The organism is Actinorhabdospora filicis (assembly GCF_030269765.1).
GTDB lineage: Bacteria > Actinomycetota > Actinomycetes > Mycobacteriales > Micromonosporaceae > Actinorhabdospora > Actinorhabdospora filicis.
Genome location: NZ_BSTX01000005.1, coordinates 150,944 through 169,060 on the forward strand (window position 1 = coordinate 150,944; position 18,117 = coordinate 169,060).

At 70.7% G+C, this 18,117-nt stretch carries 18 protein-coding genes and 1 tRNA gene; 7 read left to right on the top strand and 12 right to left on the bottom strand.

From position 1 onward, the window contains the following. Window positions 1–3: 3 nt before the first annotated feature. On the top strand, window positions 4–855 hold the full coding sequence (locus QSK10_RS29830; RefSeq protein ID WP_285666695.1) for a sigma-70 family RNA polymerase sigma factor: 852 nt from the start codon (window positions 4–6) through the stop codon (window positions 853–855). A 193-nt stretch (window positions 856–1,048) separates the two neighbouring features. Here the strand turns inward: QSK10_RS29830 and QSK10_RS29835 are convergent, their stop codons facing one another. Genes QSK10_RS29835 through QSK10_RS29845 form a run of 3 tightly spaced genes read right to left on the bottom strand, consistent with a single transcriptional unit; the run spans window position 1,049 to window position 3,187 of the window. Next, the gene (locus QSK10_RS29835) at window positions 1,049–1,459 is read right to left on the bottom strand and encodes a PH domain-containing protein (RefSeq protein WP_285666696.1); all 411 of its coding nucleotides are present in this window, start codon (window positions 1,457–1,459) and stop codon (window positions 1,049–1,051) included. Between the two features lie 29 nt (window positions 1,460–1,488). Further along, the gene (locus tag QSK10_RS29840) at window positions 1,489–2,517 is read right to left on the bottom strand and encodes an NADH:flavin oxidoreductase/NADH oxidase (RefSeq protein WP_285666697.1); all 1,029 of its coding nucleotides are present in this window, start codon (window positions 2,515–2,517) and stop codon (window positions 1,489–1,491) included. A gap of 10 nt (window positions 2,518–2,527) precedes the next feature. Beyond that, a complete protein-coding gene (locus tag QSK10_RS29845; RefSeq protein ID WP_285666698.1) occupies window positions 2,528–3,187 on the bottom strand; it encodes a sensor domain-containing protein in 660 nt (219 codons plus the stop codon). Window positions 3,188–3,297: 110 nt separating this feature from the next. Between QSK10_RS29845 and QSK10_RS29850 the strand changes: the two genes are divergently transcribed. Beyond that, a complete protein-coding gene (locus tag QSK10_RS29850; protein ID WP_285666700.1) occupies window positions 3,298–4,461 on the top strand; it encodes an acetyl-CoA C-acyltransferase in 1,164 nt (387 codons plus the stop codon). A gap of 127 nt (window positions 4,462–4,588) precedes the next feature. Here QSK10_RS29850 and QSK10_RS29855 read toward each other — a convergent pair whose 3' ends face one another. Together QSK10_RS29855 and QSK10_RS29860 are read right to left on the bottom strand one after the other, a co-directional pair. Continuing rightward, a complete protein-coding gene (locus tag QSK10_RS29855) occupies window positions 4,589–4,852 on the bottom strand; it encodes a cell division protein CrgA (protein ID WP_285666702.1) in 264 nt (87 codons plus the stop codon). A gap of 207 nt (window positions 4,853–5,059) precedes the next feature. Next, window positions 5,060–6,052 (bottom strand): hypothetical protein, encoded by a 993-nt coding sequence (locus QSK10_RS29860; protein WP_285666704.1) that lies wholly within the window; start codon window positions 6,050–6,052, stop codon window positions 5,060–5,062. Window positions 6,053–6,156: 104 nt separating this feature from the next. Here QSK10_RS29860 and QSK10_RS29865 point away from each other — a divergent pair, with 104 nt between their 5' ends. The 4 genes from QSK10_RS29865 to QSK10_RS29880 are packed head-to-tail and all read left to right on the top strand — an operon-like array spanning window position 6,157 to window position 8,683. Continuing rightward, entirely contained in the window at window positions 6,157–6,996 is an 840-nt protein-coding gene (locus QSK10_RS29865) for a DUF881 domain-containing protein (RefSeq protein ID WP_285666705.1), read from the top strand. A 28-nt stretch (window positions 6,997–7,024) separates the two neighbouring features. Next, window positions 7,025–7,855 (top strand): class E sortase, encoded by an 831-nt coding sequence (locus tag QSK10_RS29870; protein WP_285666706.1) that lies wholly within the window; start codon window positions 7,025–7,027, stop codon window positions 7,853–7,855. Window positions 7,856–7,859: 4 nt separating this feature from the next. Further along, on the top strand, window positions 7,860–8,120 hold the full coding sequence (locus QSK10_RS29875) for a hypothetical protein (RefSeq protein ID WP_285666707.1): 261 nt from the start codon (window positions 7,860–7,862) through the stop codon (window positions 8,118–8,120). Beyond that, complete coding sequence (locus QSK10_RS29880; protein WP_285666708.1) at window positions 8,120–8,683, top strand: anthranilate synthase component II; 564 nt, start codon at window positions 8,120–8,122, stop codon at window positions 8,681–8,683. Before QSK10_RS29875 ends, QSK10_RS29880 begins: the two co-directional genes overlap by 1 nt. A 55-nt stretch (window positions 8,684–8,738) precedes the next feature. Here the strand turns inward: QSK10_RS29880 and pknB are convergent, their stop codons facing one another. The 7 genes from pknB to QSK10_RS29915 all read right to left on the bottom strand — a co-directional run bounded on the left by pknB (window position 8,739) and on the right by QSK10_RS29915 (window position 17,576). Next, on the bottom strand, window positions 8,739–10,454 hold the full coding sequence (gene pknB / locus QSK10_RS29885) for a Stk1 family PASTA domain-containing Ser/Thr kinase (RefSeq protein ID WP_285666709.1): 1,716 nt from the start codon (window positions 10,452–10,454) through the stop codon (window positions 8,739–8,741). Between the two features lie 17 nt (window positions 10,455–10,471). Beyond that, window positions 10,472–11,884 (bottom strand): serine/threonine-protein kinase, encoded by a 1,413-nt coding sequence (locus QSK10_RS29890; protein WP_285666710.1) that lies wholly within the window; start codon window positions 11,882–11,884, stop codon window positions 10,472–10,474. A 105-nt stretch (window positions 11,885–11,989) separates the two neighbouring features. Further along, window positions 11,990–13,435: a peptidoglycan D,D-transpeptidase FtsI family protein gene (locus QSK10_RS29895; protein WP_285666711.1), complete on the bottom strand. Its 1,446-nt coding sequence runs from the start codon at window positions 13,433–13,435 to the stop codon at window positions 11,990–11,992. Further along, on the bottom strand, window positions 13,432–14,916 hold the full coding sequence (locus tag QSK10_RS29900) for an FtsW/RodA/SpoVE family cell cycle protein (RefSeq protein ID WP_285666712.1): 1,485 nt from the start codon (window positions 14,914–14,916) through the stop codon (window positions 13,432–13,434). Before QSK10_RS29900 ends, QSK10_RS29895 begins: the two co-directional genes overlap by 4 nt. A 126-nt stretch (window positions 14,917–15,042) precedes the next feature. Next, on the bottom strand, window positions 15,043–16,365 hold the full coding sequence (locus tag QSK10_RS29905) for a PP2C family protein-serine/threonine phosphatase (protein WP_285666713.1): 1,323 nt from the start codon (window positions 16,363–16,365) through the stop codon (window positions 15,043–15,045). Further along, complete coding sequence (locus QSK10_RS29910; RefSeq protein ID WP_285666714.1) at window positions 16,362–16,829, bottom strand: FHA domain-containing protein FhaB/FipA; 468 nt, start codon at window positions 16,827–16,829, stop codon at window positions 16,362–16,364. Before QSK10_RS29910 ends, QSK10_RS29905 begins: the two co-directional genes overlap by 4 nt. Before the next feature lie 15 nt (window positions 16,830–16,844). Further along, on the bottom strand, window positions 16,845–17,576 hold the full coding sequence (locus tag QSK10_RS29915) for an FHA domain-containing protein (RefSeq protein ID WP_285666715.1): 732 nt from the start codon (window positions 17,574–17,576) through the stop codon (window positions 16,845–16,847). Between the two features lie 310 nt (window positions 17,577–17,886). Between QSK10_RS29915 and QSK10_RS29920 the strand changes: the two genes are divergently transcribed. Next, window positions 17,887–17,972 (top strand) — tRNA-Leu (locus QSK10_RS29920). Window positions 17,973–18,117: the final 145 nt, after the last annotated feature.

Here is an 18,117-nt window from a genome sequence, read left to right on the forward strand (position 1 = left end):
GCGATGAAGGACCCCGCCCTCTTCGAACAGACCCGCCAGCACCTGCTCGCCGTGTGCTACCGCATGCTCGGCTCGCTCGCCGAAGCCGAGGACGCCGTGCAGGAGACCTGGCTGCGCTACGACCGCACCGACACCACCGACGTGGCCAACATCCCCGGCTGGCTCACCACCGTCGCCGGACGCGTGTGCCTCGACATGCTGCGGTCGCGCACGTCCCGCCGCGAGGACGCCCTCGACGACACCGCCCGCGAACGCCGCGGCGAGGACCACGACCCGGCCGCCGAGGCCGAGCTCGCCGAGTCCGTCGGGCTGGCCATGATGGTCGTCCTGGACGCCCTCGCGCCCGCCGAGCGCCTCGCGTTCGTCCTGCACGACATGTTCGCCGTGCCCTTCGACGACATCGCCCCCATCGTCGACCGCAACCCCGCCGCCACCCGCCAGCTCGCCTCCCGCGCCCGCCGCCGCGTGCAGGGCGCGCCCCTCCAGCCCGCGCCCGAGGCCGCCCGCAAACGCGAAGTCGTCGACGCGTTCCTCACCGCCGCCCGCGAAGGGCAGTTCGAGCGGCTCCTGGAGATCCTCGACCCCGACGTCGTGTGCCGCGGCGACGCCCTCGCGAGCCTGCGCGGCGGCCCCGACACCATCGGCCGCCGGGCCGTCGCCGAACGCTTCAACGGCACCGCCCAGGCCGCCCGCTCGCTGCTCGTGGACGGCGAGTTCCACGCCGTCGTCGCCCCGTACGGCCGGATGCTGCTCGTGCTCCGCTTCACCGTGGTCGACGGACTCGTCACCGAGATCGAGGCGGTCATGGACCCCGAGTCGCTGGCGCGGATGGAGTTCGCGGCGGGCACCGCGTGAAATACCAGGACGCCAGGCACACCAACTGACCCGGTGCGCATGGGCTCGCGCGGTGAGCACGGGTCGAGCGGTACTGAGGGCCGTCCGGCGGGGACGGGCGGCCCGGCCGATGGGCCGGCTGTGGACGCGCAGAACTCGTCCGGAGTGATGCGGCAGACGTCCTACGGCTGCGTGGTGCGGGTCGCGAGCGGCACTAATGCCCCGTCCGCGCCGAGCGCAGCTCGTCGGCCACGTCCGAGGGGTCCGCGCCGATCTCGTAGCGGCTGAACAAGTAGATCGTGGTGCCGGTGTCGATCTCCAGGAGGTTGGAGCGGCCGGCGAGCCTGCGGCGGGAGTCGATGCGGATGCGCTCGATCTGGCTCCAGAGGAGCTTGCGCTGGCCGAAGAAGCCGCGGCGGACGATGACGCCGTCGGCGGTGGTGGCCAGGGTCACGGGGGAGGCGAGGTCGCGGACGGCGTAGGCGCCCAGGAGCAGGGCGGCGAGGGCGGCGACCACGAGGCGGCTCGGGTCGTGCGAGAACCACAGTGCGACCAGCGCGAACGCCGCGGTGCCGGCCAGCTTCGCGGCGATCACGGGCCGGGGCACGCGCCAGGTGCGAGACATGCTTTCCTCCACGATCACCAAGTGTGACATCAATAGGCGCGCGCGTACTGGGGCGGGACGCCTTCGCCACCCCGGGCGCGGCGGGGCCAGTAGGGATCGCGGAGGAGTTCGCGGCCGAGCAGGACGGCGTCGGCCGCGCCGGAGGCGAGGATCCGCGAGGCCTGCGGCGGGGTGGTGATCATGCCGACGGCCGCCACGGGCAGGCCGGTCCCGGCGCGGACGCGGGCGGCGAACTCCACCTGGTAGCCGGGACCGACGGGGATGCGGGCGCCGGGCGCGTTGCCGCCGGTGGACACGTCCATCAGGTCCACGCCCACGTCGGCGAGGCGGCGGGTGAGGGCCACGGCGTCGGACGCCTCGAAGCCGCCGGGGACCCAGTCGGTGGCCGACACGCGGAAGAACACCGGCTTGCCCGCCGGCCACTCCGCGCGGACCGCCGAGGCGACCTCCACGGCGAGGAGGGCGCGGTCGCGGCCGTAGGCGTCGGTGCGGTGGTTGGCCAGCGGCGACAGGAAGGCGCTGATCAGGTAGCCGTGCGCGCCGTGCACCTCCACCACGTCGAACCCGGCCTCGCGGGCACGGCGGGCCGCGGCGGCGAAGCCGGCCACGATCTCGGCGATCTCGGGCGCGGTGAGCTCGTGCGGCACCGGCCAGCCCTCGGCGAAGGCCACCGGGGAGGGACCCACCACGCGCCAGCCGAGGTCCAGGCGCCCGCCGCCCTCCCAGGGGCGGCCCGTGGACGCCTTGCGCCCCGCGTGGGACAACTGGACGCCGATCGCGGTCCCGGACGCCTGCACGCGCTCCACGAGCCCGCGCAGGGCGTCGCGCTGCCCGTCGTTCCAGAGCCCGAGGTCCCAGGGGCTGATGCGGCCCTCGGAGGCGACCGCGGTCGCCTCCGTCAGGATCAGCCCGGCGCCACCGACCGCGCGGGACGTGTAATGCGTCATGTGCCAGTCCGTCGGCAGCCCGTCGGGGCCGCACGAGTACTGGCACATGGGCGCCATCCACACGCGGTTGGGGATCACGAGGTCCCGCAGCTTCAGCGGCTCGAACAGCATGCGCTGAAAGCTACCCGGCGGCCCTGGTCAGCCGGTCGATGCGCTCGGCCAGGGTGGGCTGGCGCTCGCCCAGGAACACCACCGCGAGGTGGGTGTAGGCGCGCATCAGCGGAGGCGTCGCCAGCCACCAGGCGGTCAGGTACGCCAGCCCGGCGGGGATGCCGTAGAGGAACGCGGTGGGCGTGTCGGAGACGGTGTAGAAGAGGCTGGTGTACTCGGCGCCCTCGGGCATCAGGTGCCACCACAGGCCCATGCTGATGGACCCGAGCCCGGCCGCGAACAGCGCGATCACGGTCACCAGGAACGCCAGCCCGAGGACCATGTTCACCCACAGCCACGCCTGGTCGCGCCAGGTCTGCGGGTCGGTCACCAGGCCCTGGAAGCGCTTCCAGAACCCGATGAAGCCGGGCTCGTCGGGCAGGTCGCGGTAGGGGCGGTCGATGGCGACGCCGAACCGGGAGGCGAGCCAGTAGCGGTGCAGATCGGCGAAGTGCCGGGTGAACAGGACCATCGCGAAGACCATCGGGACGCCGACCCCGATGGAGATGAGGGACACGCCGGTGACGGTGATGATGGTGACCGCGAGGCCGATGAAGACGAGGGGGAGCAGGAAGACCGCGGAGGCGGTCATCTCCATCCGCCCGCCGGTGGAGAAGCGCCGTGATGTCATGCCTTCATGTTTCGCCGGTAACCGGCCGGTGTCAGTGGGGTTAGGTCCCCCCTGGGGGAGAGCCGAGATCTACTCTTTGACCGGGGGTTACCGGCGAGTAGGCTCGACTCATGCGTGATGCGGTAATCGTTGGAGCGGTACGTAGCCCGGTCGGACGTCGCAACGGCGGCCTGTCCGGCGTCCACCCCGCCGACCTCGCGGCCGAGGTGCTGTCGGCGCTCGCCGAGCGGGCCGGGCTCGATCCGGTCCACGTCGACGACGTGATCATGGGTTGTGTGAGCCAGGTCGGTGAGCAGTCCTGGAACATCGCCCGCAACGCGGTGCTGGCCGCCGGCTGGCCCGAGAGCGTCCCCGGGACGTCCATCGACCGCCAGTGCGGCTCCAGCCAGCAGGCCCTGCACTTCGCCGCCGCCGCGGTGATCTCCGGGCAGGCCGACGTGGTCGTCGCCGCCGGTGTCGAGGGCATGAGCCGGGTGCCGATGGGCTCCTCGGTGAGCCAGGGCGTGGGCGCGCCCTATGGCGACAAGGTGCGCGAGCGCTACGCCGGTGTCGAGGGCGTGGCGACCGAGCTGCCGATCCCGTTCAACCAGGGCGTGGGCGCCGAGATGCTCGCCGCGCGCTGGGGCCTGGATCGCACCACCCTGGACACCTTCGCACTGGAGAGCCACCTGAAGGCCGCCGCCGCGATCGACGCGGGCGCCTTCACCGCCGAGATCACCCCGATCGCCGGGATCAAGACCGACGAGGGCGTGCGCCGCGACTCCACCGTCGAGAAGCTGGCGGGCCTGAAGACCCCGTTCAAGGCGGACGGCGTGATCAGCGCGGGCAACGCCTCGCAGATCTCCGACGGCTCGGCGGCGCTGCTGGTCACCACCTCGGAGAAGGCGCGCGAGCTGGGCCTGACGCCGCTGGCGCGCGTCCACACCGCCGTCGTGGTCGGCTCGGACCCCGTGGTCATGCTGGACGGCCCGATCGCGGCCACGCAGAAGGTGCTGGCCCGCTCGGGCCTGTCGCTGGCCGACATCGGCGCCTACGAGGTCAACGAGGCCTTCGCGCCCGTCCCGCTGGGCTGGCTGAAGGAGACCGGCGCGGACCCGGCGCGGATGAACCCGCTCGGCGGCGCCATCGCCCTGGGCCACCCGCTCGGCGCCTCCGGCGCGCGCCTGGCGACCACGCTCATCCACCACATGCGCGCCAACGGCATCCGCTACGGCCTGCAGACCATGTGCGAGGGCGGCGGGATGGCCAACGCGACCATCCTCGAAGCCCTCTGAGACCCTTTCGTAAAACACGTGTGACGGCCCGGTTTCCCCAGGTGGGGAGACCGGGCCGTTCAAGATCAGTTATTACATCGGTGTGATTATCAACAGGCTTGTCCACAGCCTGTGGATAACCCCTGACTCAGCGCCAGCGGGACAGAACGAGCAAGCTGGCGACGAGCGCGCCGAAGCCGACCGCGATGTTCCAGTAACCCCACGACGCCACCGGGAACTCCTGGCGGGACAGGTAGAAGGTCACCAGCCAGGCGATGCCCACGACGATCAGGACGACGGCGAGCACCGGCACCCAGGTCGGGCTCGGCTGCTTCGCCGCCTCGGCCGAGGTGGGACGCATGTCCGCCGGGGTCGTGTAGACCTTCTTCTTACGTACGCGCGACTTAGGCACTGGTATCTCCTCGCTGACCTTCGGGTCAGCTTAACCGGGGTCGAGAGGTGTTCGGGGTGGCCGGGGGCCCCGGCTGCATCCCTCAGCTTAGCGGGACAGGGTATCGCGGGTGGGTAACAATCCGCCGGGTTGTGATCGAATTGTCGCTGCCCGCTGAACACTGAAGTGTTCTCGCCTCAGACGTCGCCGACCTCCCCTCCGGTTCCGTCACATGTACTCCAGCACCATTTCCAGGCGTGCCTTGAGGCGTTTGCCGGTGACCTCGCCGACGAGTTGCCGGACGGTGCCCTTGGCCTTCTTCTTGTAGTAGAGGACTTCGGCGGCGGCGTTGGCCAGTTTCTCGCCGCGCCGGGGGCGGGTGGCGTCGACGGCGCGGATGATGTCGGCGAGGAGCGCGGTGAGTCCCGGCTGCCGCAGCTCGGGCGACAGGTCCTTCTTCGGCAGCTCCAGCTCCAGCATGATCAGCCCGCGCAGGACGTCCTCGCCGTGGCTGAACCCGCCGTGCTCGGCGAGGTGCCCGGGGACGGCCATGAGCAGCAGCCGGATGGCGTCGTGCAGCCCGTCGGCCGCGCGGCGCAGGTTGTCGCGCCGCCAGTAGGGCAGCCGTTCCGGCTTGGTGACCGCGCAGCGGCTGAGCAGCTCCATGATCGGCAGGTGCCGCATCTCCGGGATGCGGTCCAGCAGCCTCGGGTCGAGCACGTCGTCGGGGCGTGGCCGCCCGGCGATGTCCTTCTCGATCGCGTCGAGCCGCGCGTGGACGCCCGGGTCGCCGGTGAGCTCGCGCAGCCCGGCGACGGTCGCGGCCAGCACGGGCCGGTCCTCAGGAGGGACCGACTCGACGGCGGCGAGGATCAGGTGAACGGTTTCGGGTTGCGCGGGCGTGTACTGGATGACCCACATGGCGTCCACGCGTCCCCAGGAGCAGCCCTCGACGATCTCGGGGGCGAACATGGGCAGCGAGCCGGGTTGCCGCAGGAGGGCGCGCAGGAGCGCCCACAGGACCATCTGCTGCCGCCCGTCCCACGGCTCGCGGGCCAGCGCGTGGGCGACGGAGGCGGGCCCGTAGCCGCTCTCGTCGCGGGTGGCGTCGAGTTTCTCGCCGAGCCGCACGAAGCCCGGCTGGAGTCCCGGGAACCAGCCGGGCGCCTTCGCGGCGCCGAAGAGGTGGATGTAGTCCTCGGGAGGGATGAAGTCGGACATCCGGCGAGTCTCCCCCATCCGTATGTCAACCCCGGGGCCGCCGGGTCGCGTCTGGAGGGGCGTAATCGTTAGCCTGGTAGACCGAGAGACGGGGCGAGGGATCGATGAGCGAGTACACCGGGGGGCCCAGACGGCGTGATCGCCGTGAACTGGGCTGGGCGGCGACGCTGCGCATAGCCGTGCGCCGCGCCGGGCGCGCCATCAGGCCGCGCCGGGGCGGACGGCGGACGGCGTGGGGCCCGGCGGTGCCGGTCGTCATGATCGCCGCCGGTTTCCTCTTCGCGGCCACCGCGACCGCCGCGCGCGGCACCGACCTGCGCGTGGACGACTCCGTCGAGCTGCGCGAGCTCATCGCCCAGCGCGCCGACGAGATCGCCGCCGAGGACGCCCGGGCCCGCGAGCTGCGCGAGGAGAACGAGTCCCTCACCGGCGGCCTGGCCGCCGGGGACTCCGAGATCTCCGCCGAGCGCGACCGCGCCGCCGCCGAGGCCGCCGGGGCTGGCTTCACCGCCGTCCACGGACCGGCGCTCGTGGTCGGCCTGGACGACGCCCCGCGCGTGGGCGGCGGGCTCCCGGCGGGCGCGACCGTCGACGACGTGGTCGTCCACCAGCAGGACGTGCAGGCCGTGGTCAACGCGCTGTGGGCCGGTGGGGCCGAAGCCATGACGATCATGGACATCCGGGTGATCAGCACCAGCGCGGTACGGTGTGTGGGCAATACCCTTCTTCTCCACGGCCAGGTGTACTCGCCGCCCTTCGTGATCGCCGCCATCGGCCCGGTGGACCGGATGCGCGCCGCGCTGGACGCCTCCCCGGGTGTGGGGGCCTACCGCAGGGCGGCCGAGGACTTCGGTCTCGGCTACGACGTGCGGCAGGAGACCGACCGCGAGATGCCGGCCTACGACGGCTCCCACGAACTCACCGGCGCGAAGCCGGTTCGATGATGTACCGCACCGACGCTAAGGGGCGCCAGTGACCGCGCAGGACCCGAAGCGGCCCCGCAGGGGAGCCGCCGACCTCGTGCCGATGGGCGACGAGACCACCCTTCTCCCGCAGATCTCCGACGAGGAGCCCGAGCCCCCCGCCGAGGGGAAGAAGCGGCGCGCCGTCCGCCGCCACCGCGACGCCACCGGAGGCGGCCGCCGCACCGCCGGGGACTGGATCCGCGCGGTCGTGCGCGGCTTCGGCGAACTGTTCATCACCTTCGGCCTGATCATCCTGCTGTTCGCCGCCTACGAGATCTGGGGCAAGACCGCCGAGATCAACGCGCACCAGGACCAGCTGGGCACCAAGCTGGAGCAGCAGTGGGAGGCGAACCCGAAGTCCGACCCGCTGCCCGGTGAGGCCATGGCCCGCCTGTACATCCCGAAGGTGAAGGACAAGCCCTTCATCGTCGTGGAGGGCACCAACTGGGACGACATCCGCGACGCCCCGGGCCACTACAAGGAGAGCCAGGACCCCGGCGAGAAGGGTAACTTCGCCGTCGCCGGCCACAACGTCCCGGCGATGTTCCGCGAGACCTACGAGCTGAAGCCCGGCGACAAGATCGTGGTGGAGACCGCCGAGAACTTCTACATCTACGAGGTCAGCGAGACCCTCATCGTCGATCCCTACGCCCGCGAGGTGATCGCCCCGATCCCCGGCGAGCTCGGCTCGAAGGTGAAGGACGCCAAGGAGGCCTACATCACCCTCACCACCTGCTGGCCCTGGTACGACAACACCAGCCGCTGGATCGTGCACGGCAAGCTCATCGACACCAAGCCCCGTAGCGAGGGCATTCCGCCCGAGGCCCTGGAGAAGTAGCGGCATGTACGGATTCATCTGGCGCAAGTTTCCCGGTCCCTGGCCCGTGAAGCTGGTCGGCATGCTGGTGCTCTTCGGCGGCCTGGGCGCGCTCCTGTGGTTCTTCGCGTTCCCGAAGCTGGAGCCGCTGCTGCCCTTCGACGACTCGCAGATCGTGCCCGAGCAGAGCACCGACCCGAACTTCGTGCCGCACGACGAGCCCTCCGACCCGCCGCTGCCCAGTGGCGACCCGGAGAACTCCGGGACGATCCTGCCGGGCAACTGATGCCGCGCGTCCTGGTCGTGGACAACCGCGACTCGTTCGTCTACACGATCGTGGACTACCTGCGGTCGCTGGGCGCCGAGTGCGTCGTGCGCCGCCCGGAGGCCGGGCCGGACGCCGGGGGCTTCGACGGCGTCCTGCTGTCCCCGGGGCCGGGACGCCCGGCCGAGGCGGTCACGTGCCACGAGGTCATCGCCCGCCACGCGGGCGGCACGCCGATCCTCGGGGTGTGCCTGGGCCACCAGGTCATCGCCGAGGCCTACGGCGCGAGCGTGGTCCGCGCGCCCGAGCCGGTGCACGGGGAGACGGCCGTCCTGCGCAATGACGGGACGGGCGTCTTCGCGGGCCTGCCGGGAGAGTTCACGGTGACCCGCTACCACTCCCTGACCGTCGACCCGGACACCGTGGCCGCGCCGCTGGTGGTCACCGCGACCACCGGCGACGGCGTGGTGATGGGCCTGCGGCACGAGGGGCTGGACGTCGAGGGCGTCCAGTTCCACCCGGAGGCGGTGCTGAGCGAGCACGGGCACCGGCTGCTCGGCAACTGGCTGGCGCGCCTGTCCTGATCCACCGATGCGACGAAAGAGGGCGGCCCCCGAAGGAGCCGCCCTCTTTCGCGTCCTACGCGCCGCCGGGCGGCGAGCTTCCGCCGCTGGAGGAGCTGGTGTCGGGCTGCTTCTGGATGGTCAGGGTGATCCGGGTGTCGGTCGTGTACGACTTGTTCGGGCCCGGGTCCTGGGCGGTGACCGTCCCGGGGGCGGCACCGGCCTTGCTGCCGTCCTGGAAGCCCACGTTGTTGAAGCCGGCCTCGGACAGCTTGGCGACCGCGTCGTCCTTGGACATGGTGGTCACGTCCGGCAGGTTCTTCATGTTGCCCTTGGAGATCTTGAGGGTGACCTCGCTGCCCTCACTGACCGACTGGCCGGGCTTGGGATCGGTGTCGACCACCGTCTCGGCGGGCTTGTCGCTGTCCACCGTGACGAACTTGGGCTTGAGGCCCAGGGCGATCAGCACCGAGCTGGCGTCGGTCTGGGTCTTGCCGACGATGGTCGCCGGGATCGTCACCATGTTCGGTCCCGCGCCCACCGAGATCGTCACCGTCGAACCCTCGTCGGCCTTCTTGCCGCCGTCGGGGTCCTGCTTGACGACGTTGCCCTTGTCCTTGGGATCGGAGGCCACCTGCTGGACGGCGGTCTTGAACTTCTTCGTCGTCAGCGCCTCCGTGGCCTGCTTCTGCGTCATCCCGACCACCGCCGGGACCGCGACCTGGTCCGGCCCGCGGTTCTGGAGGTAGAGACCCAGTGCCAGCGCGAGAGCCGCCGCCACACCGAAGCAGACCAGGGTCCACACCAGCGCGTTCGACTTCTTCTTCTGCGGCTGCGCCACCCGCGCGGCCGGGGCCACCCGGGTCGCCTCGGACGGCAGGGCCGCCGCGCCGATGATGGCGGTCCGGTCGGCGTCGGCCGAGACCGGCGGGGCCAGGACGGGCCGCCCGGCCGCCGCGCGCTGGAGGTCGGCGCGCATCTCGCCGGCCGACTGGTAGCGGTTGACCGGGTTCTTCGACAGCGCCTTCATGACGATGGCGTCTATCGCCGGGGGGACGTCCGGGTTGTGCTCGCTGGGCAGCCGGGGCTGCTCGCGCACGTGCTGGTAGGCCACCGACACCGGGTTGTCGCCGGTGAACGGCGGGTTCCCGGTCAGCAGCTCGTACAGGACGCAGCCGGTGGCGTACACGTCGGAGCGGGCGTCGACGGTCTCGCCGCGCGCCTGCTCCGGCGACAGGTACTGGGCGGTGCCGATGACCGCCGAGGTCTGCGTCATCGTCGCCTGGCTGGACGCCATGGCGCGCGCGATGCCGAAGTCCATCACCTTGACGTCGCCGCTGGGGGTCATCATCACGTTCCCGGGCTTGATGTCCCGGTGGATGATCTGGTGCTTGTGGCTGAAGTCGAGGGCCGCGCAGATGTCGGCGACGATCTCGCACGACTGCCGGGGCGGCACCGGGCCCTCGGCGACGATCAGTTCCTTGAGGGTGCGGCCGGGCACGTACTCCATCACGATGTACGGGACCGGCGTGACCGCGCCGGGCTCCAGCTGCTCGCCGGTGTCGTACACGGCCACGATCGCGGGGTGGTTCAGGGACGCGGCGTTCTGCGCCTCGCGCCGGAACCTGGTCTGGAACGTGACGTCCCGGGCCAGGTCCGTGCGGAGCATCTTGACCGCGACGTCACGGCCTAGGCGGGTGTCGAGCCCCCGGTGCACCTCGGCCATGCCCCCGTATCCGAGGATCTCGCCGATCTCATACCTGCCGCCCAAAAGGCGGGCCTGCGCCGTCATGTCGAAAGATTCCTTGCCTAATTGGCGTCGCTTAGGTGGTTCTTGGGGCAGAGAAGGCCCGTGCACTTCCCGGGCGAGGTCCCCTGGCTGGGGTTGCCGCCGCCATCGGGTTTCTTCAGGCTCAGTGTGAGGATGATCTGCTGGGTTTTCGGGATGTTCCCACCACTCGGATTGATTTCAGACACCCACTGGCCGCTGCCCTGCGTCACGATGTTCGTGAAGCCCCGGCCTCGCAATGTGTCCTCCACCTCCTTGCGCTTCTTCCCGATGAATTCGTCCCGGTTGATGGGCGCGGTGTCCCCATTGTTCCCCGACGAAGTGCTCTGTGTGGGCTGGTTGCCGTCACCTCCCGCGGAGGGCGTGTCGCTCCCCCCGCCGTTGGCCACGGCGAAGATGATCCCGCCCACGATCAGCACCAGCGCCAGGGCGCCGGCACCGATCATCGCGTACAAACCAACACGTTTCGACGACGCCTTCGGTGGCGGCAGGGGCATGCCGATCTTCGTGGCGTCGTGGTCGAGGCCGCGTCCGGGCGGGGCCGAGACGGTGGCCGCGTACGCTCCGCCGCTCACCGGGGACGCCGGGACGGGCGAGGTCGCCTGGTCCCCGGCGGCCGCGCGGGCCGCGGCGGCGAATTCGGCGGCGTCGCCGAAGCGCCTGGACGGGTCCTTCTCCATCGCCCGGTGCACGACGGCCAGCACGTTCGCCGGGACGTCGTCGGGCAGCGGGGGAGGCGTGTCGCGCGCGTGCCGCATCGCCAGTTCGAGCGGGTTGTCGCTGTCCCAGGGCCGCCGTCCGGCCAGGCACTGGTAGGCGACCACGCCGAGCGAGTACTGGTCGGACAGGGGCGTGGCGGGCAGCCCGTTGGCCTGCTCGGGGGAGATGTAGGCGGCGGTGCCCAGCACCGAGCCGGCCATGGTCAGGTTCGTCGACTGCGCGCTGCGGGCGATGCCGAAGTCGGTGAGCAGGACGGTGCCATTGGGCTTGACCATGAGGTTGCCCGGCTTGACGTCCCGGTGGATGATCCCGGCCTGGTGCGCCTCGTGCAGGGCCTCGGCGGCCTGCGCGAGCAGCACCATCGTCTGCGTGGGCGACAGGCGTCCCTGGTCCTGGAGGACGCGGGAGAGCGCCTGGCCCTCGATGAACTCCATGACCAGGTAGGCGGCGTGGCCGCCGCCTTCGAGCGGGGACTCGCCGTAGTCGTAGACCCGGACGACGTTGTGGTGGGACAGGGTGGCGACGACGCGCGCCTCGCCCCGGAACCGCTCGGCGAAGCCGGGGTCCTCCATGAGCGACGGAAGCAGGATCTTGACCGCGACGGTGCGGCCCAGCACGGAGTCGGTGGCCTTCCACACGTCACCCATGCCGCCCGACGCGATCCGCGAATCGAGCCGGTACCGGCCACCGAGCGTGGTGCCCGGACTCAACATTTCGTTCCTCCCCTGGGCGGTGTCATCTTCGATGTGCGGGACGGGCGGATCTCGCCCGCTCCACGTCGTGCGCGCCGGTGGCGCGCGTCCCCGTCGTCATGGTCGTCACTTACCCAGCTGGGCCTTCATGACCTCACCGGCGATCCTGGTGGCCTCGCTGGAGCCACCCTCACCGGGGGAGTCCAGGAACACCGCGACGGCGATGGCGGGCTTGCCGTCCGAACCCATCGCGTATCCAGTGAACCACCCGTGCTCGGGCACGCCCGGGCCGTGCTCGGCGGTGCCGGTCTTGCCACCCACCGTCACGCCCTGGATCTGGGCCTTCTTGCCGGTGCCGTTGGCGCCGTTGACCACCTCGAACATCATCTTCTGCAGCTCGGTGGCGGTGCTGGAGCTGATCGACTGGTTCAGCTTGCTGGCGGTGGTGCGCTCCAGCGTGGTCTGGTCGGGTGCCTGGAGCTCCTTGATCAGGTGCGGCTCCATGCGCGCCCCGCCGTTGGCGATGGTCGCCGAGACCATCGCCATCTCGAAGGGTGTCGCGGCCACCTCGTTCTGGCCGATGCAGGACTGCGCCAGCGTGGGCGGGTCGGGCATCTCGCCGGTCTTGGACGCGATCACGTTCAGCGGCGTCGTGTAGGTCTCGCCGAAGCCGAACTTGGCGGCGGTCTCCTTGAGCTGGTTCGCGCCGATCTTGTCCACGCACAGGCGCGCGAAGGTGGTGTTGCAGGAGCGGGCCAGCGCCTCCTTGAGCGGCAGCTCCGCCTCGGGGCACTGGTTATTGGAGTTCTTGATGACGTGCGAGGTCTGCGGGGGCGTGTAGGAGTTGCCCGCCGGGACCATCGTGTCGGCGGTGTAGCCGCCCATCTCCAGCAGCGCCGCCGAGACGACGACCTTGAAGGTCGAGCCGGGCGGGTAGAAGTCCTGCGCGGCGTGGTCCAGCATCGGGTTGCCCGGCGTGTCCTTGTACTCGGTGATCTTCGCGGTGACCTCGGTGGTGTCGTGCGAGGCCAGCGGGTTGGGATCGTAGGACGGCGAGCTGTACTGCCCCAGGATCGCCCCGGTCTGCGGGTCGAAGGCCACCGCGGCGCCCTTCTTCCCGTTGATCCCCTTGGCCATGGCCTCCTGGACCTTCGGGTTGACCGAGAGGATCACGTTGCCGCCCGACTGCTCCTTGCCGGAGAAGATGTCGGTGAGCCGGTTGACGAACAGGCGGTCGTCGGTGCCGGCCAGGATCTCGTTCTCGGCGGCCTCGATGCCCGAGGCGCCGTAGTCGAGGGACTTGTAGCCGGTCAGGTTCGCGTACAGCGGGCCGTTGGCGTAGGTGCGCAGGTACTTCAGCTCGCCGTCGGTGGCCACGCTGGTGGCGATCGCCTCGCGGTCGGCGAGGATCGCGCCGCGCTGGCTGGAGTACTCCGCGATCCGGGTGCGCGTGTTCCTGGGGTGGTTGGTGTAGAAGTCGTTCTGGAAGAACTGGAGCCAGGTCAGGTTCCCGATGAGCAGGACGAACAGTCCGATCGAGACCATGAGGACGTGCCGCATGGGGGCGTTCACAGCTTGATCACCTCCGTCGGCGCGTGGTCGAGTCGATCCGGCTTGGCGGGTCCGCCGCCGGTGCCGGGCGCGGTCACCCCGGGGGGCGGGGGCCTGCGGGACGTGTCCGAGATCCGGATGAGGAGCGCGATCACGATCCAGTTGGCGACCAGCGAGGATCCACCGTACGAGAGGAACGGCGTCGTCAGACCCGTCAGTGGGATCAGCTTGGTCACACCACCCACGATGACGAACACCTGCAACCCCATCGTGAACGCGGCTCCGGCGGCCAGCAGCTTGCCGAAGGCGTCCCGGACGGTCAGCCCGACCTTGAGGCCGCGCGCGATGATGACCAGGTAGACCAGCAGCATCGCGGTGAGGCCGACCAGGCCGATCTCCTCGCCGAACCCGGCGATGATGAAGTCGGAGGAGGCGTAGGGGACCTTCTCGGGCTGGCCCTGGCCGGGTCCGGCGCCGAAGAGGCCGCCGGTGCCCATGCCCAGCAGGCCCTGGACGAGCTGGTAGCTCTCGTTCTCGGCGTAGGGCCACGGGTCGGACCAGATCATCACGCGCAGCTGGAGGTTGCTGAACAGCGTGTGCGCCAGCACGGCCGCCCCGGCGAACAGGCTCAGGCCGATGAGGATCCAGCTGGTGCGCTGGGTGGCGATGTAGAGCATCGACACGAACAGGCCGAAGTACATCAGCGAGGTGCCCAGGTCGCGTTCGAAGACCAGGATCAGGATCGCCGCGCCCCACACCACGAGCACGGGGATGAGGTCGCGTCCGCGCGGGAAGACCATGCCGAAGATCCGGCGGCCCTCCAGGGACAGCACCTCCCGCTTGCGCACGAGGTAGTAGGAGAAGAAGCAGAGCAGCAGGAGCTTGGCGAACTCCGAGGGCTGGATGGAGAAGGCGCCCAGCCGGATCCACAGCTTCGAGCCGTTCACCTCGGAGATGGAGGCCGGCAGGATCGCGGGCAGCGCGACCAGCACCAGCCCGGCCAGGCCGAGGGTGTAGGCGTAGCGGGACAGGATCCGGTGGTCCTTCAGCAGCGCCAGCACCAGCCCGAACAGCACCAGCGCGCCCAGGACGTAGAAGTACTGGCGGATGCCCTGACCGGCGAACAGCGGGAAGTCGATGCGCCCGGCGGCGGTGGTCAGCTCCGGCTCGTCGATCCCGTTGTACGGGTCGGGGACCAGGTCCAGCCGCCGCAGGAACACCACGCCCATGCCGGTGAGCAGCGCGGCGGCCGGCAGGAGGACCGGGTCGGCGTAGGGCGCCCACGCCCGCACCGCCACGTGCGCGGCGAGGAACGGGATGGCCAGCAGCAGCGGCAGCGTGAACACCGAGCTGGTGACCTGCTTGGTCAGCGCGATGTCGGCGGCCGCGTAGAAGCCCATGATGATGACCAGGCCCAGCAGCAGGAGCATCAGCTCCGTGTTGCGTCTGGTGCGTCCCCTCGGCTGCGCGGTCGCGGACGGGACGGACGCCGTGGCGCTCATCGGGCTCCCCCACTCCATATGGCGCGTCGCCGGGCGTGTCCGCCCGGCGACCGAGGGTGATGACGGTTGCGGCCGCCGTCCCGTGGCACGCGGAACCCACCGGGGTCCAGGCCCGGGACGACGGAACTAATCACCGTGTCGGCAGTTCTCTTGCGTGGGCGGCGGGGCCGAGGCCGACGGGTCCGGCGAGGGCGACGACGTTCCCGAGGAGGGCGAGGACGTCGGGCACAGCGGGAGCAGGTTGGTGTTGCTCGGGTCGGTCGAGGTGAGCTCGGCCAGGATCTCCCGCGCCTTGGTCAGGCTGTCGGCGCTGATGCCCTTCTCCACGTTGGCGCGCGCGACCTCGTTGAGGTCGGCGACGCGGGTGGCGCTCTCCATTTCGAGCTTGGAGAAGGACAGGCCCGCGATCGTGCCGGGGACGCCCCGGAAGATCGCCACGTGCCCGGAGGGGGCCGCGCCCACGTAGTACTGGGACTGCACGTACAGGTAGCCGCCGGTGGCCAGGACGCCCAGGGCGAGCACGACGACGAGCGTCCACAGCAGAGTGCGCCGCTTGGAGCGCCGGGGCGGCTCGTTGTCGTCGTCCTCCACGGCGGCCTCGTCGCGGGGGCCGCCGGTGGCGGCGCGCGCGGCGGCCGCGCGGGCGGCGGGCGAGGACGGGTCGGCGGAGGTGACGCTTCCGCGGTCGCGCGCGGCGGCGCCGCCCACGATGGGGCGTCCCTCGACGATGTCGGCGTCGGTGACGTCGGCGACGATCACGGTGATGTTGTCGGGGCCGCCGCCGCGCAGCGCGAGCTGCACGAGCCGTTCGGTGGCCTCGCCGGGGTCGGCGAACTCGCGGAGGGTCTGCGCGATCGTCTCGTCGCTGACCACGCCGGAGAGCCCGTCGGAGCACAGGAGGTAGCGGTCGCCGGGGTGCGGGTCGAAGGTCTCGGCGACGGGGTCCAGTTCGCCGGTGCCGAGCGCGCGCATGATCAGCGAGCGCTGCGGGTGGACCGACGCCTCCTCCGGGGTGATGCGGCCTTCGTCCACGAGCATCTGGACGTAGGTGTCGTCACGCGTGATCTGGGTGAGGATCCCGCCGCGGTAGCGGTAGGCTCGGGAGTCCCCGATGTTGATCATGCCGATGGTGGAGCCGCCGAACAGGAAGGCGACCAGGGTCGTGCCCATGCCCTCCATGTGCGGGTTCTCGTCGACGGTCGCGCGGATGCGGTCGTTGGCCTCAAGCGCGGCGTCGGAGAGCGCGTCGGCGAGATTGCCTCGCGGCACGTCCTCGTCCAGGGTGGACAGAGTGGCGATGGCGATGTTGCTGGCGACGTCACCGGCGGCCATGCCGCCCATGCCGTCGGCGACGGCCAACAGCCTCGGTCCGGCGTACACCGAGTCCTGGTTGCCGTCGCGAATCAGGCCGCGATCGGATTTCGCGGCGTATCGCAGAGTCAATGTCATGGGCGCAGCTCGAAACTGGTGCGGCCGATCCGGATCGGAACACCGAGGGGAACGGGAGTTGGTCCGCTGACCTTAGCGCGATCCAGGTATGTGCCGTTGGTCGAGTTGAGGTCCTCCAGGTACCACTCGCCCTCCCGCGGCACCAGGCGCGCGTGGCGGCTGGACGCGTAGTCATCGGTGATGACCAGAGTGGAGTCGGGCGCGCGGCCCATGGTGATGGGCGCGCCTTCGAGGAGGATGGATCGTCCCTTCAGCTCGCCGCCGGTCACCACGAGGTGGCGCGCGACGCGAGGCGCCCGCCGCCCGCCGGGCGGTGACCCGACCGACGGGGGCGCGGCCACGACCTTCCCCGCGCGGCTGGCCGCGTAGGCGTCGTTGCGGATCGTGCGCACGACGGCGAAGACGAAGACCCACAGGAGCAACAGGAAGCCGAAACGGGTGACCGTGAAGACGATCTCGGGCACGTCCTGGTCTCCGCTCTACTGATCCAGGTGAAGGGTCAGGGAGGTGGTGCCGAGCTGGATCACGTCGCCGAGCCGGATGGCCACGGTCGTGATCCGCTGCCCGTTGACGAGGGTGCCGTTGGTGGAGCCGAGGTCGGTGACCAGAACCTGGTTGCCGTCGTAGTCGACGCGCGCGTGCCGGCGGCTTATTCCGACGTCGGGGAGCCGGATCTGCGCCTGCTCGCCGCGCCCGATGGTGGTCTGGCCCATGGCGATCGCGTACTGGCGTCCGTCACCGGAGATCAGCTTCGCGCCGGCCGGGGTCCCCATCGGCATGCCGGGCTGCTGCCCGTAGCCCTGGTCGGGGCCGTACCCGGGGGGCGGAGGCGGTCCGTCCCCGGTGGACACCTCGGCGGTCACCCGGAACATGCCCGTGTCGAGCCCGCCGCCGCGCTCCACCTCGACGATGACGTCGCCGTAGACGGTCCACCCGTGCTCACCGATGTACTCGGCCTGCGACTGCGCCAGCTCCTGCGCCAGCGCTGCGGCGTAGGGCGCGAGCCGGTCGTGGTCGGCCGGGGACAGGTCGATCACGTAGCGGTTGGGAACCAGGGTGCGTCCCCCGGCGAGGATCGCCTTGTGCGCCTCGGCCTCGCGCTGCATGGCGCTGGCCACCTCGACCGGGTGAACAACGCCTTTGAACATCTTGGCGAAGGCACCCTCGAACATGCCCTCCAACCGCTTCTCAAAGCGTTGCAGAACGCTCACCGGCTCCTCCTGTCGTGTCCTAGGCCTTGATGGTATCGGGCGCTGTCACACGGGGCGGGGGCAAGCGTACGGTTCGTGCTACTCTTTCGCGGCTTTTACGCAGGTGGCGCGCATTGTGTCGGGTCTGCCCTCGGGACCGCCTCGCTGGCCAGGTTAGACTTCCGGCGGCCGGGCCCGGTCGCCGGGACGGCCCTGTTTTTCGCGCCCCGATCTTGGTAGCGGCCCCTGACCGGATACCCGGTTGGAGCCGCCCCGGGGAGGCTGTTAGAGTTCATCTCGCTTCACCGCCAAGGCGGGGAAGTCCACTTCTGGGGAAGTGGCGGAATGGCAGACGCGCACGGTTCAGGTCCGTGTGTCCGAAAGGACGTGGGGGTTCAACTCCCCCCTTCCCCACCATCGCCCGCCGGTCTTAGGACCGGCGGGTTTTTGCTTGCCCGCGTTCTGTGTCTCGCAGTGCCGTTTCCGGCAGTCCGCGCCCGCCCGTCACGGTCTTGAGAACGGAGTGTGGCGCTCGTCATGCCGGGGGATCGAAGCCCGCTCG

Coding starts and splice junctions, on each gene's coding strand:
- QSK10_RS29830 (WP_285666695.1), top strand. CDS start 4: ATGAAGGACCCCGCCCTCTTCGAACAGACCCGCCAGCACCTGCTCGCC.
- QSK10_RS29905 (WP_285666713.1), bottom strand. CDS start 16,365: ATGACATTGACTCTGCGATACGCCGCGAAATCCGATCGCGGCCTGATT.
- QSK10_RS29890 (WP_285666710.1), bottom strand. CDS start 11,884: ATGTTGAGTCCGGGCACCACGCTCGGTGGCCGGTACCGGCTCGATTCG.
- QSK10_RS29900 (WP_285666712.1), bottom strand. CDS start 14,916: ATGAGCGCCACGGCGTCCGTCCCGTCCGCGACCGCGCAGCCGAGGGGA.
- QSK10_RS29875 (WP_285666707.1), top strand. CDS start 7,860: ATGTACGGATTCATCTGGCGCAAGTTTCCCGGTCCCTGGCCCGTGAAG.
- QSK10_RS29860 (WP_285666704.1), bottom strand. CDS start 6,052: ATGTCCGACTTCATCCCTCCCGAGGACTACATCCACCTCTTCGGCGCC.
- QSK10_RS29835 (WP_285666696.1), bottom strand. CDS start 1,459: ATGTCTCGCACCTGGCGCGTGCCCCGGCCCGTGATCGCCGCGAAGCTG.
- pknB (WP_285666709.1), bottom strand. CDS start 10,454: ATGACGGCGCAGGCCCGCCTTTTGGGCGGCAGGTATGAGATCGGCGAG.
- QSK10_RS29840 (WP_285666697.1), bottom strand. CDS start 2,517: ATGCTGTTCGAGCCGCTGAAGCTGCGGGACCTCGTGATCCCCAACCGC.
- QSK10_RS29845 (WP_285666698.1), bottom strand. CDS start 3,187: ATGACATCACGGCGCTTCTCCACCGGCGGGCGGATGGAGATGACCGCC.
- QSK10_RS29880 (WP_285666708.1), top strand. CDS start 8,120: ATGCCGCGCGTCCTGGTCGTGGACAACCGCGACTCGTTCGTCTACACG.
- QSK10_RS29850 (WP_285666700.1), top strand. CDS start 3,298: ATGCGTGATGCGGTAATCGTTGGAGCGGTACGTAGCCCGGTCGGACGT.
- QSK10_RS29865 (WP_285666705.1), top strand. CDS start 6,157: ATGAGCGAGTACACCGGGGGGCCCAGACGGCGTGATCGCCGTGAACTG.